This is a genomic window from Micromonospora sp. NBC_00421 (genome assembly GCF_036017915.1).
Lineage (GTDB): Bacteria > Actinomycetota > Actinomycetes > Mycobacteriales > Micromonosporaceae > Micromonospora.
In genome coordinates, this window is the sequence record NZ_CP107929.1 from 2,828,799 (window position 1) to 2,842,033 (window position 13,235).

The 13,235-nt window shown below is 70.2% G+C and carries 8 protein-coding genes; 2 read left to right on the plus strand and 6 right to left on the minus strand.

Annotation, left to right across the window (positions count from 1 at the left end):
• Positions 1-175 precede the first annotated feature (175 nt).
• From OHQ87_RS12265 to OHQ87_RS12275, 3 genes are all read right to left on the minus strand, one after another.
• Positions 176-2,587, minus strand: coding sequence for a ricin-type beta-trefoil lectin domain protein (locus OHQ87_RS12265; protein WP_328347941.1), 2,412 nt, complete (start codon positions 2,585-2,587; stop codon positions 176-178).
• Positions 2,588-3,088: 501 nt separating this feature from the next.
• Positions 3,089-4,423, minus strand: a complete 1,335-nt coding sequence (locus OHQ87_RS12270) for an extracellular catalytic domain type 1 short-chain-length polyhydroxyalkanoate depolymerase (RefSeq protein ID WP_328347943.1) — start codon at positions 4,421-4,423, stop codon at positions 3,089-3,091.
• Positions 4,424-4,607: 184 nt separating this feature from the next.
• Positions 4,608-6,017, minus strand: coding sequence for an endo-1,4-beta-xylanase (locus tag OHQ87_RS12275; RefSeq protein WP_328347945.1), 1,410 nt, complete (start codon positions 6,015-6,017; stop codon positions 4,608-4,610).
• Positions 6,018-6,565: 548 nt separating this feature from the next.
• On the opposite strand from OHQ87_RS12275, the gene OHQ87_RS12280 reads away from it, so the two are divergent.
• Complete coding sequence (locus tag OHQ87_RS12280) at positions 6,566-7,657, plus strand: SRPBCC family protein (RefSeq protein ID WP_328347948.1); 1,092 nt, start codon at positions 6,566-6,568, stop codon at positions 7,655-7,657.
• A gap of 84 nt (positions 7,658-7,741) precedes the next feature.
• Here OHQ87_RS12280 and OHQ87_RS12285 read toward each other — a convergent pair whose 3' ends face one another.
• Positions 7,742-8,794, minus strand: coding sequence for a LacI family DNA-binding transcriptional regulator (locus OHQ87_RS12285; RefSeq protein WP_328347950.1), 1,053 nt, complete (start codon positions 8,792-8,794; stop codon positions 7,742-7,744).
• A gap of 549 nt (positions 8,795-9,343) precedes the next feature.
• Here OHQ87_RS12285 and OHQ87_RS12290 point away from each other — a divergent pair.
• Positions 9,344-11,446, plus strand: a complete 2,103-nt coding sequence (locus OHQ87_RS12290; RefSeq protein ID WP_328347952.1) for a cellulase family glycosylhydrolase — start codon at positions 9,344-9,346, stop codon at positions 11,444-11,446.
• Positions 11,447-11,505: 59 nt separating this feature from the next.
• On the opposite strand, the gene OHQ87_RS12295 is transcribed toward OHQ87_RS12290, so the two are convergent.
• Together OHQ87_RS12295 and OHQ87_RS12300 are read right to left on the minus strand one after the other, a co-directional pair.
• A complete protein-coding gene (locus OHQ87_RS12295; protein ID WP_328347954.1) occupies positions 11,506-12,111 on the minus strand; it encodes a sigma factor-like helix-turn-helix DNA-binding protein in 606 nt (201 codons plus the stop codon).
• A 26-nt stretch (positions 12,112-12,137) separates the two neighbouring features.
• On the minus strand, positions 12,138-13,181 hold the full coding sequence (locus tag OHQ87_RS12300; protein ID WP_328347956.1) for an IS110 family transposase: 1,044 nt from the start codon (positions 13,179-13,181) through the stop codon (positions 12,138-12,140).
• Positions 13,182-13,235 lie beyond the last annotated feature (54 nt).

Below are 13,235 nucleotides of genomic sequence, written 5' to 3' on the forward strand. Positions count from 1 at the left end.
CGTACCGGGTGAGGGCAGACGCAGGGCCGGGTTCGCTCCCCGGCCCTGCGTCTACGATCGGAGTACCGCCACCCGCCGGAACACGTCGGCCACCCGGCGCGCGGGACCACGCCGACGGGGCGGGGCGACGCCCCCGGCGCATCGCGCCGGGGGCGCACCCGTCACCGGCGTCCGGTCAGCTCCGGGTCCACTTCTGGCTGTTGCTGCTGTTGCAGGTCGACAGGACCATCAGGGTGCCGTTGGCGGTGCCGGCGGCGTTGGGCGTCAGGCACAGCCCGGACTGCACGCCGGTGACCGTGCCGTCGGTGTTGACGTTCCACTGCTGGTTGGCGCCGCTGTTGCAGTCCCAGATGATCACCCGGGTACCCGAGGTGGTCCCCGAGCGTTCGGCGTCCAGGCACTTCGTGCCGTACACCTGGAGTTGCTTGCCGGCCGTCGTCGTCCACTGCTGGTTGGTGCCGCTGTTGCAGTCCCAGAGCGCGAGCTGGGTGCCGTTGGTCTGTGACTGCGACGGTACGTCCAGGCACCGGCCGGCGTTGACGTTGCGCAGCGCCGACGAGGTGCCGCCGCCCACTCCCGGGACGACGCTCAGGTTGTCGAACTGGGCGGTCTGCCCCTGGCTGGTGCCGAGACCGACGAGACCCGCGCCGAACGACGAGTCGGTGGCCGTGCCCACGGTCACCCCGTCGATGGTGGCGGTGATGGTGCTGCCCGAGAAGCCGAGCGCCAGGCTGTGCCAGCGGTTGGTGCCCAGTGCGGCGACCGTACCGCTGCGCAGGGTGGTGAGCTGGTTGCTGGTGTTGTTGCGCAGGATCGACCAGTTACCGCCATCGGTCACCCGCAGGAAGTAGGCGTTCTGGGCGCTGACCGGGTCCAGCGTCTGGCTGCCCACCCGGCCCTCCACCTGGACGTAGCCGGTCTTCTCCAGCAAGGCGTCGGCGGAGACGGTGTAGTTGTTCCAGTTCAGGTTGCCACCGTAGGTGCTGGGGTCGGCAAGCGTCTTCCAGGTGATCGGCGCCATCGGGGAGGACTGGCGCAGGCAGATGCCGGACCGGCCTCCGCCGCACGCGGCGGTCTCGAACGCACCCTGGTTGTCCTGGAGGTACTTCGCCAGCTTGCCGACAGGGTAGCTGTCGAAGTCGTCGCTGTAGGGCAGGCTCAGTTGACCCTGCGCGGGGCTGGTCGCGGTGCCCTTGCCACCACCACCGGTGGTGGTGATCGTGTAGAGGTGGCCCGGCTGCACGGTCAACGAGTAGGCACCGCCGGACGGGGTGATGTCGGCGCCACGGACGAAGTGGTCGGCGGTGTTGTTGGAGTTCAGGTTGGTCGACCAGACGTGCACCGCACCGGTGGAGAGGCCGCCGGTGACGTTGAGGTTCAGCGTCTGCGCGGCGGTCGCGTCCATGGTCTCGATGACCGTGGTGTAGTCGGAGTTGTTCGTCGACTTCAACGACACGTAACTGCCGTTGTTGCGGACGCCGCCGAGGTAGCCGCCGGACGAGTCGAGGTACTTCCAGCCCGGCGCGGTGAACTGGCTGGTGTGCGCGAGCGTCCAGGCGTTCTTGCCGACCGCGTACCAGCCGGACCAGGGCTGGTTGGCAAGCATCAGCCCGACGGTGGCCCAGGGGATGTTCGTGGTGGTCGCGCCGATCAGGTTCCAGTTGATGTACGCGGTCATCTTCCCGTCGAGGTAGCCCCGGTTGATGCCACGCGCCAACGGCTTGGCGCCGTCGTTGTAGTCCTGCGAGCCGCCCTCACTGTTCCACAGCGTCTCGCCGGTGGCGGTGGCGTTCGCCGACACCGTGCAGGTGGACTGCGCGGCCAGGTAGCCGCACGGGTAGTGGCCGCCGATCACGTCGATCGCGTTGCGCAGGTTCGCGTTGTTGACGGCCACGTTGGCCGGGTTCCAACTGCCCGGGTAGTCGTCGCCGAAGATGAGCTTCACGCCGCCGTAGCCGTTGTTGTTGAGCGCGGTCCGCAGGTTGATGGTCCAGTTGGCGTCGTACTTGCGCTCGTTCTGGGCGGCGGTGAGGTAGTCGAGGGTCAGGTTGTGCTGCTTGGCGCAGCCCAGCCAGGCCAGGTGGTAGTCGATCGAGTCCTGGGACATGAAGGTGCCGTTGCCGATCCAGCCCGGTGCGCCCCAGGCCAACCCGACGAGCTTGATGTTCGGGTTGCGGAGCTTGGCCTGCTCCATGATCCACCACTCGTAGCCACGGTTGCAGTCGAGGTCACCGCGGAAGTGGGAGTGGCTCGGCTCGGCACCGCTCGTGGAGTTGGTGTCGCCGCCGATCTCCACCTTGAGAATCTGCAGGGACGCGCCGTAGTTGGGCTTGAACAGGTAGTCCAGGATCTGACCACGCTGCGGCTCCGGGTAGTCGATCAGCAGTCGGCTGTTGCCGCCGCCGCCGCTGACCGCGCCGACGCCGTCGAACGTACGGCCCCCCGACGCGCCGTTGATGGTGATGGAGGTGGCGGCCCGGGCTGGCTCGGCGAACCCGCCGACCAGGCCGCTGGCCGCCAGCACGCTGCCGGCGACCAGGAGCGGCAGGGCTGTGGGGCGGCGGAGGAACCGGGTGATTCCTGACATGAGTGGTTCTCCTTCGGAACGACTCGACACCGTGGACCCTCGTCACACAGCTGCGACGGTCCACCGGCTTGATGGTTGGGGGTCGGCGCGGGACTCAGCGGGGGTGCCGGGGGGTGCGAACCGGTGACCCACCCGGGGCAGAGCCGCCCGCCAGGTCGAGAATCCGGCCCGCCCGTCAGAACGCCGCATGGACGACGTGATCAACCCACAACATCGACGAAAGTCGATAGAAGGTCATCATACGTCATACCCGTGATCGTGCAAGATGGTCGCCCCGGGCGACCAAACACCGGATGGAGCCGCCCTGATCGCCGCCGACCCGCAGACGCGGCAGTGGTGGCAGCTGACCGGCCCGTGTCAGGAGTCGCTCGCCAAGGCCGGTCGGGGGACTTCTGGGCTCCGATGCGCGAGGTCTGGCACCTGCCGGACGGGGCCGCCCGCACCACGTCCGGGTGGCCGACCCTAGGGATCGGCCACCCCGACGTCGAAGCGGTCCGGTGGTCAGCTGGCCGTGCAGGTCGGGGTCACGCCCGCCGCGCTGCCAGTGCCCTGGAAACCGAACTCGGTCGACTGGCCCGCACCGAGCTGACCGTTGTAGTCCACATTCGTGAACCGCACCGTCCCGGAGGCACCACTGGCCGTCGCCGACCACGTGCCCGTCACACTCGTACCACCGGGCAGCGGCACACTCACCGTCCACCCACGCGTACCCGAGGAACCCGCGGTCACCTTCACCGTGGCCACGAAACCACCCGTCCACGAGTTCAACGACACCGACGCCGCACACCCGCCGGTTGCCGGCGGAGTCGTGACCGGTGGCGTCGTCGGGTTCGGCGGCGTCGTCGTGGGGTTCGGCGGTGGGGTGGTCGGATTCGGCGGGGTCGTCGTCGGATTCGGCGGCGGCGTGGTGGGGCTGGCGCTGTCGAAGCCGAGGAAGCGGACGGCCTGGGCGGCGTCGAACGGGATGGAGTGGCCGTACCCCTGGAAGCTGATCGCCTCCACCGGCGGCGTGCCACCCGTGCCGCCGTAACGGGTCCGGGTGGCGCTGGTCTGCGGGTAGTCGGTGGAACTGGGGGTCTGGGACACGCCGAGCACGTTGGTCCACTGCTTGACCTGCTCGCCGAAGTTGACATAGCTCAGCGTGGTGTCCGTGGTGCCGTGCCAGATCTGCATCCGGGGCCGCTTGCCGGTGTAGCCGGGGTAGGCGTTACGCACCAGATCGCCCCACTGCTGCGGGGTCTTGACGATCCGTCCGCCGGAACACTCGCTGTTCCACTCCGAGCCGTTGGTCGTGGCGAAGCAGCCGAACGGCACGCCGGAGGAGCTGATCCCGGCGTGGAACACGTCCGGGTAGACGCCCGCCATCACGTTGGTCATCATGGCGCCGGAGGAGAACCCGATGACGCCGATCCGGCTCGCATCGACCGGATAGCGGCCCCGGACATAATCGATCATGGACTTGAGGCCGACGGGGTCGCTGCCGCCGTCGCGCCGCAGGGCCTGCGGGGAGGAGACGTCCCAGCACTTGCTGCTGCGGGTCACCGACGGGTAGATCACGATGTAGCCGTAGCGGTCGGCGAGGGAGCTGAGCCCGAAGGTGGAGTGCACCGCCGGGCCACTGCCGGTGCAGTAGTGCAGTGCCAACAGCAGCGCGGGCCGGGCCGCCACCCGATCCGGCACGTAGAGGTGCATCTGGAGATTTGTCGGGTTGGTGCCGAAGTTGGTCACCTGGGCCAGCGTCGCGGCCGACGCCGGGGTGGGGGCCGTGACCACGGCCGTCATCGTCGCCAGGGCGCTCGCCAGCGCGGCGGCCAGCAGGGTGATTCGTGATCTCATCGACGGTTCCTCTGTCGGAAGTCGGAAGTCGCCGGACGACGTGCCCGGCCCGCGCCTCGACTCCGCCGACGGACAGCGGTCCGACCCGGCAGGCGACGGCCCGGATCGATGTACGTCGAGCCGGTCGGGTGGCCGTGGACCGTCGGCCCGACCCGGTGTCCCCGGGTCGGGCCGACGGCGTAACTCAGCTGGCGGTGCAGGTGGGGGTCATCCCCGCACCACTGCCGTTGCCCTGGAAACCGAACTCGGTCGACTGACCCGCACCGAGCTGACCGTTGTAGTCCACATTCGTGAACCGCACCGTCCCGGAGCTACCACTGGCCGTCGCCGACCACGTGCCGGTCACGCTCGCCCCACCCGGCAACGTCATGCTCACCGTCCAACCACGCGTACCCGAGGAACCCGCAGTCACCTTCACCGTGGCCACGAAACCACCCGTCCACGAGTTCAACGACACCGACGCCGAGCAACCCGACCCACCCGGCGGCGGAGTCGTCGGGTTCGGGGGCGTGGTGGTCGGGTTCGGCGGGGTGGTGGTCGGGTTCGGCGGGGTGGTCGTCGGGTTCGGCGGGGTGGTCGTCGGGATACCCGTGCCGGAGTTGAGGGCGTTCAGCACGGCGTCGTACGCCGGCTTCTTGTTGCCGTTGCAGTCGAACAGCAGGGCGTTGTCGGAGCCGCGCCACGAGTCGCAGTCCCGCACCCCCCACACGGTGATGCCGGTGCACCGGGAGACGGCCATGCAGGCCCGGGTGACCCCGGCGTAGACGTTGGCCTGGTTGCCACCGGTCATCACGTCCAGCTCGGTGATCTGGACGTCCACACCGAGATCGGCGAAGCGCTGCAGGTTGGCCTGGTAGTCACCGGACAGCGAGGTGCCCAGGTGCGACTGGAAACCCACGCAGTCGATCGGCACGCCACGGGACTTGAAGTCGCGCACCATGTTGTAGATGCCCGTCGACTTCGCGTTGATCCCGTCGGTGTTGTAGTCGTTGTAGCAGAGCTTCGCGCCCGGGTCGGCGGCGCGGGCGGCCCGGAACGCCGCCTCGATCCAGTCGTTGCCGGTGCGCTGGAGGTTCGAGTCACGACGCCCGCCGCTGTTGCCGTCGGCGAACGCCTCGTTCACCACGTCCCAGGCGTAGATCTTGCCACGGAAGTGGGTGGCGACCTGGGTGACGTGGTTGATCATCGCGCTGCGCAGCGCGCTGCCGGACATGCTCTGCGCCCAGCCCGGCTCCTGCTGGTACCAGAGCAGGGCGTGCCCACGCACGCTCATCCCGTTGGCCTGGGCGTGGCTGACCAGCCGGTCGCCGCCGGTGTAGACGAACCGGCCCTGGCTCGGCTCGGTGGCGTCCCACTTCATCTCGTTCTCGGCCACGACCGAGTTGAACTCGCGGTTGAGAACCGTGGTGTAGGTGCTGGTGGACAGCTTGCCCGTCGCGACCGCCGCACCGAAGTAGCGGCCCTTCTCGGCCGCCGCCGCCCGCAGGGTCGTCCCGGCGCTGGCGGCAGGGGCCATCGCCAACGTCATCCCGACGGTGAGTGCGCCGGCGACGGCGAGTGTCGCCGTCGCTAGCAGGGCTCTCTTGGGTCTCATGTCGCATCCTTTGCAATGTGGGTGCAGCGGTGGTGGGGTGCGGGATTCCACTTCCGGCGGTGGGCTGCGCCGGTCGACGCGGATCGCCGCGCGGCCAACGACTGCGGATGTCGACGAAACCCTCGCCGCAGTCCACCCTGGCCCTCGACGCCGGTGACCTCGACACCGCGACCGGAGCCCGGGTCGGCGAGAGGATCGCCCGGTGGTGGGGACAGTGGAACGCCGCCCGAAAAGGGAGCCATGATCCTCCTCCACAGAGGAAACCGGGCCGGCCCCGGCGAAATGTCCAGCCCCTACGCGTACGGGACTGGTCGCGCCGTCACCGACATCTGCTGATGGGAATCCGATCCGACGTCCCGCATGCCCTGGGGGGACGTCGTGATCCGAGGTTCGACCAGCACGGCTCGCCCGGTGAGCCACAGGTGTGGTTGTCCTCGACATCGACTGTGAGCGATAACATGTCATTCGTCAAGTCGTAACGAAGCGAGCCAGGCCGATCCATGGACCACCGTCGCCGCCGGGCCGGGCGGGCCGTAGAGTCTCTCGCCGTGATCGAGATCGGCGCCCAGATCGACCTGCTCCACCCCGCCGACCGGGTCTGGCGTGCGGTGACCGATCCGGCGCTGCTCGCCCGATGGTTCGCCGAGGCCGAGGTGCATCCCGGGCAACCGGGCCGGTGGCTGGTCCACACCGCCGCGCTGCCCGGCTTCGACACCGACGTCGAGGCCGAGGGCGTCAACCGGCGGGAGCCGGAACTGATCGTCGTACGGTGTCATGAGGGTGCCCGGACCAGCCTGCTGACCTGCGCCGTCACCCCCACCGGTGCGGGCTGTCGGGTGCTGGTCCGGGAGACGGTTGAGCACGGTGACTGGCCTGCCGAGCAGGGTGCGCGCCGCGAGGAATGCTACCGGCAGGCGCTGGCAGGCAGGCTGCCCGCCCTGCTCGACTGGCTGGCGTTCCGCCAGGTCGACCTGCGGCAGGACAGCGCCGCCCCGACCGCCGTACTGCCGGTGGCCCTGATGGCCGACGTGGGCCGGACGCCGGCCCGTCGCCGCGCCACCGGGACGGTCGCCGGGCTGGGCGCGACGGCGTTGGCCCTCGGGCTGGCGGGGTGGGTCCTGTTGCCCGGAGAGCCGCCCGCCGACCCCGGGTCGAGTCCGGCGTCCCCGCCGGTCGGGTCCACCGCCACGCCCCGCCCGTCCCGGTCCGCTGCGGCGGTGCGCCCGACGCCGAGCAGCACACCGACCACGACGCCGAGCAGCGCCCGGCCGAGCCGCACCCCGTCGGCGGCCCCGTCGAGGACCCCCGCGCCGACTCCCCCGGCGGTCGGCGCGCTGGACGCCCGCTACGAGACCGTGTCGACCCGGGTCTTCGGTTACACCGGCGAGGTGGTGGTCGACAACCCGGGTGGGACGCCGGCCGCGGACTGGACGGTGCGCGTCACCCTGCCCCGGGGCAGTTCGGCCGCCGAGGTGAGCGGGGCAGACTGGCAGCAGGACGGGCAGTCGGTCACCTTCACCGGGCCGGCCGTCCCGGCGGGCGGGTCGCAGGTGATCCGGTTCGACGTCCGCACCGCCGACCCGGTCACCAAGGCTCCGGCGGGCTGCACCGTCGACGAGCACCCCTGTGCCGGCCTGTGAGCTGACGCCGGCCGGAGCGGTGAGGCCGCCGGCTGCGCTGCCGGCCGGTCAGTCACGTCGCCGGCGACGCCGCCGGCCGGTCAGTCAGGTCGTGGGCGGTGCGGTGCTCTCCCGGACGGTGAGGGTGGTTGCCAGCTCCAGCCGGACCTGGGTGGTCCGCTCCCCCCGCCCGAGCGCGAGGGCCAGCTCGGTGGCGGTGGACGCCATCTCGACCAACGGCTGGTGCACGGTGGTCAGCGCGGGATCGACCAGGGCGGCCATCGGCAGGTCGTCGAAGCCCACCACGCTGAGGTCGGTGGGGATCCGCAGCCCCAGCGCCCGGGCGGCCTGGTAGACGCCGAGCGCCTGCAGGTCGTTGCAGGCGAAGATCGCCGTCGGGCGGTCGGGGCGACGCAGCAGGTCGAGCGCTGCGGCGCCACCGTCGGTGGGGTTCAGGCCGGTGTGGACGAGCAGGTCGGCCTCCATCGGCAGACCGGCCGCATCGAGGGCGGACCGGTGGCCGTCCAGCCGGGCGCGGCAGCACAGGACGTGCTCCGGGCCGCCGATCATCGCGATGCGTCGGTGGCCGAGCCCGATCAGGTGGCGGGTGGCCGACCGGCCACCGGCCCAGTTCGTCGCGCCCACGAAGGGCACGTCCTCGGGCAGTTCGGTGGTGGGGTCGAAGACCACGAACGGGATCCCTCGGGCGCGCAGCCGCTGGTGCTGCTCCGCATCCAGTTGGGCCACCATGACCAGGCAGTCCGGCCGGCGGGAGAGGGTGTCGTCGATCCAGTACCGGATCGCGTTGCGCTGCGGCCCGAACTCGGTCAGTACGACGCCGACGCGGTGTCGCCGCGCCGCCCGTTCGACGCCCCGGATGATCTCCAGGCCCCACATGTCCTCGATCTCGTCGAAGACCAGCTCCATGATGTTGCTCCGGGTCGCCGGGGCGGTCCTGCGGTAGCCGTGGTGACTGATCGCCGCCTCGACGCGGGCCCGGGTGTCCGCCGCGACGCCGGACCGGCCGTTGATCACCTTCGACACGGTCGGCACCGACACGCCTGCCGATTCGGCGATCGCCGCGATCGTCACCGGCCTGGTCGGATCGACGAACGCCGCCAGGTCTCCGCCCGACGTACCCGACTCGACGTGCCCCAACCCGGCCTCCTCGGCGGTGACAGCGGCTGCCGGTCGCGCCCGGCATCGCCACGTGACCGGGCGCCGGCATCGTTCAGGGACCCAGAATAACCTGACCGCCGCCCGCCCGACCCGGCGCAGGAGTCAGATACGTACCAGAAACTTTCCTTCTGTTCTCGATAGAACACGGGGTGACCGCCGGGCGGACAGCGGAGGCATTCGGGGGCAGGCTCGCCAGAACGGACTTCTCCACCCCGGCCCGCCCTCCCATTGACGCACATCGACCGATACTTGTAGGGTCTGCGACGGAAACTTTCTGGAGTGGGGCTCCGATCGTTTCCAGGCGGGAGCCTCGCCATTTCTCGCGGACGCCCCGGGCAGCGTCCGCACCCGCCACGTCCCGGCCGGGCCGTCGGACGACCACCCCACCCGCGCAACCCGGTTCTCCCGGTGGCGCTGGTGGGTGCCCGACCCGATCCGGTCGACCTCGGCACCGGCCGGGATGGCCCGGCCGGTGAGACCTTCGACGACCCACACCAATCCGGTGCCACCATGGCGAGGAGTTCCCTGATGAGTTCCCAGAACGTCCGAAGAATGCGCCAGCGGGCCGGCCTGCTGGCCGGTGCGCTCGCCGCGCTGCTGCTGGCGGGCCTGATGGTCGCCGGCAACGCGCAGGCCGCCGCCGGCTGTCGCGTGGCGTACACCGTGCCGTCGCAGTGGCAGGGCGGCTTCACCGCCGACGTCAAGGTCACCAACCTCGGCGACGCGGTCAACAGTTGGAGCCTGGCCTGGACCTTCCCGGCCGGCCAGCGCGTCACCCAGGCCTGGAACGCGACGGTCACCGCCTCCGGCAACGAAGCGACCGCCAAGAACCTCAGTTACAACGGATCGATCGCCACCAACGGCACGGTCTCCTTCGGCTTCAACGGGTCGTGGTCGGGCAGCAACCCCGTACCGACCTCGTTCACCCTCAACGGGGTCGCCTGCACCGGGAGCGTGGGCGGCACGCCGACGCCGACCGCCACCACCGCTCCGCCGTCCCCGACGCCGACCACCTCCCCCTCGCCGTCACCCTCGCCAGGTGGTGACGCGATGGCGACGGTGGCCGCGATGCAGCCCGGCTGGAACCTGGGCAACACCCTCGACGCCATCCCCGACGAGACCTCCTGGGGCAACCCGCTGACCACCCAGGCCCTGCTGCGCCAGGTGCGCTCGCAGGGCTACAACAGCATCCGGATCCCGGTGACCTGGACCGACCACACCGGACCGGCGCCGACCTACACCATCGACCCGGTCTGGTTGGCCCGGGTCCGCCAGGTGGTCGACTGGTCGCTGGCCGAGGGCTTCTACGTGATGATCAACCTGCATCACGACTCCTGGCAGTGGATCAACGGCTATCCCGGTGACCGCACCACCGTGCTGAACAAGTACAACGCGCTGTGGACCCAGATCGCCGGCACGTTCCGTGACCACTCGGCCAAGCTGGTGTTCGAGAACATCAACGAGCCGCAGTTCACCGGCACCTCCGACGACGCCCAGGGCGACGAGGTGCTGCGGGAGCTGCACCTGGCGTTCGTCCGCCTGATCCGCCAGTCCGGCGGCGGCAACGCCACCCGGCTGCTGGTGCTGCCCACCCTGTACACCAGCGGCGAGCAGGCCCGGATGGACGCGCTGAACACCACGATCAGCCAGCTGCGCGACCCCAATATCGCCGCGACCATCCACTTCTACGGGTACTGGCCGTTCAGCGTCAACATCGCCGGCGGCACCCGCTACGACAGCAACGTCGAGCAGGACCTGGTCGGCACCTTCGAGCGGGCCCGCACCTCCTTCGTCGCCCGCGGCATCCCGGTGATCATCGGTGAGTGGGCGCTGCTCAGCTACGACTACACCCGGCCCGGCATCATCGAACGCGGCGAACTGCTGAAGTTCTTCGAGGCCGTCGGCTACAACGCCCGCATCCGCAACCTCACCACCATGCTCTGGGACGCGGGCTCGTTCCTCGAACGCAACACCCTGCAATGGCGGGACCAGGGCATCTACGACCTGATGAAGGCGAACCTGACCACCCGCTCGGCCACCGCGTCCTCCGACCAGGTCTACCTGCCCCGCACCGGCACCATCACCAGCAAGTCGCTCACCCTGAACCTCAACGGCGTCTCGTTCCAGGGACTGCGGCAGGGCAGCACCAACCTGGTCAACGGCACCGACTACACCGTCTCCGGCAGCACGCTCACCCTGACGGCGTCGGCGCTGACCCGACTGGCCGGCAACCGCGCCCCGGGGGTCAACGCCACCATCGAGGCCCGCTTCTCCGCCGGCGTGCCGTGGCGGATCAGCATCATCTCCTACGACAAGCCGACCCAGTCGGCGGCCACCGGCACCACCGGCTCGTTCGCCATCCCCACCCAGTTCCGCGGTGACCAGCTCGCCACCATGGAGGCCAAGTACGCCGACGGCAGCGGCGCCGGACCGGCCAACTGGACCTCCTACAAGGAGTTCTGGACGCACTTCCAGCCGGACTACAGCGCCAACACCATCCTGCTGAAGCCCGAGTTCTTCGCCGAGGTCAACGACGGCCCGGTCACGCTGACCTTCCACTTCTGGAGCGGCACGCAGGTGACGTACCGCATCACGAAGTCCGGAAGTACGGTCACCGGCAGCCCGGTCTGACCGTCGAGGGGCGACGCGGCCGACCGGGCCGCGTCGCCCCTCCCCCCGTGACAGCGGCGCTACGAACGGCTCAGTGGGGCCTCCGTGTCGAGTCGGGACAGCTTCTGCGGGTTACGGACGGCGTAGACCCGGGTGATCCGGCCGTCGGAGATCACCAGGCCCGCCACCGTGTCCAGCACACCGCCGACGTCGAACCGCACCGCCGGCCCCCCGTTGAGCCACGTCGGCCGGGCCACGAAGTCGCCGGCCAGCCTGGCCAGCCCGCCGAACAGCGCCGCCACCCGTTCCGCGCCCTCGACCGGTCGCCGGGCCGCCGTGACCACACCACCACCGTCGGAGACCACCACCACGTCCGGCGCGAGCACCTCCAGCAGCTCCCGCAGGTCGCCGCCGCGAACCGCGGCAAGGAACCGCTCGACGACGATCTCCTGCTCGGCCCGGCTCGCCCGTATCCTCGGTCGCCGGGCGGCCACGTGCTCCCGGGCGCGGTGGGCGATCTGCCGGACCGCCGCCGGGGACCTGCCGACCGCCGCCGCGATCTCGTCGTACGGCGTCTCGAAGACCTCCCGGAGCACGAACACCGCCCTTTCGACGGGCCCCAGGGTCTCCAGCACGGTCAGCACCGCGAACGAGACGCTCTCGGCCAGCTCGACGTCATCGGCCACGTCGGGGCTGGATGCTCCTATGGATGTCAAGCGGCGAGTTGGAGATCGTTTGAGGTGATGAGCTGGTAGAGCTCGCGGGCGATGTAGCGCTTGAGGCAGCGGATGATCTCTTTCTTGGAGAGGCCTTCCTTGGTGCGGCGTTGCATGTATTCGCGGGTGTGGGGGTCCCAGCGCAGGCGGCAGAGCACGACTCGGTATAGGACGGCGTTGGCCTGGCGGTCGCCGCCGCGGTTGAGGCGGTGCCGGGTGGTCTTGCCGGACGAGGCGGGGATCGGGGCGACACCGCAGAGCATGGCGAAGGCTGCTTCGGAGGCGAGCCGTTCGTGGTTTTCGCCGGCGGTGACCAGCAGTTGGCCGGCGACGTCGGTGCCGACGCCGTTGGCGGCGAGTAGGCCGGGGTTGATGGCGGCCACCAAGGGATCGAGGACCTCGTCCAGGTCGGTGGTCTCGGCGGACAGTTGTTGGTGGCGACGGGCCAGGGACCGCAGGGCGATTTTGACGGCGGTTACGGGGGCTGCGGCGTCGGCCGGGTCGAGTCGCATCCTCGCGCAGACGGTGATCAGCTGCTTGACGGTCAGGCCGGGTAGCTGGGCGCGTAGTTCGTCGGGGGCGGTGACGAGCAGGGTCTTGATCTGGCGTTGGGTGTCGGCGCGCTGGTCGACGGCGCTGCGCCGGGCCACCCGCAGGTTGCGCAGGGCTTCGACGCGGCCGTCGCGCTGCTTGGGGATCCCGGTCCGGTCGCCGGCCAGGGCGGCCTTGGCCGCTTGGATGGCGTCGATCGGGTCGGACTTGCCCTGGAACCGGCGGGTCTTACGGTCGGGCCGGTCGACCTCAATCACCTCGACCTGCTCGTCGCGCAGCCGGCGGGCCAGACCGGCCCCATAAGCGCCGGTGCCCTCGATCCCGACTCGCCCCAGGCGACCGAAACCGCGCATCCAGGCCAACAACGCGGTGTAGCCGGCCACCGTGGCCGGGAACTGCTGGGTGCCCAACACTCGGCCGACCTGGTCGATCACCGCTGCGGTGTGGGTGTCCAGGTGAGTATCGACGCCGCCGGCGACCTCGATCATGGCGATATCGGGTGTAATAGAGGGCATCGTCGTCCTGTCGTTCGTGGCTGGCAG

Excerpts from the sequence above, each read along its gene's own strand:
- OHQ87_RS12265 (WP_328347941.1), bottom strand. The coding sequence starts at position 2,587 with ATGTCAGGAATCACCCGGTTCCTCCGCCGCCCCACAGCCCTGCCGCTC.
- OHQ87_RS12270 (WP_328347943.1), bottom strand. The coding sequence starts at position 4,423 with ATGAGATCACGAATCACCCTGCTGGCCGCCGCGCTGGCGAGCGCCCTG.
- OHQ87_RS12275 (WP_328347945.1), bottom strand. The coding sequence starts at position 6,017 with ATGAGACCCAAGAGAGCCCTGCTAGCGACGGCGACACTCGCCGTCGCC.
- OHQ87_RS12290 (WP_328347952.1), top strand. The coding sequence starts at position 9,344 with ATGAGTTCCCAGAACGTCCGAAGAATGCGCCAGCGGGCCGGCCTGCTG.
- OHQ87_RS12300 (WP_328347956.1), bottom strand. The coding sequence starts at position 13,181 with ATGATCGAGGTCGCCGGCGGCGTCGATACTCACCTGGACACCCACACC.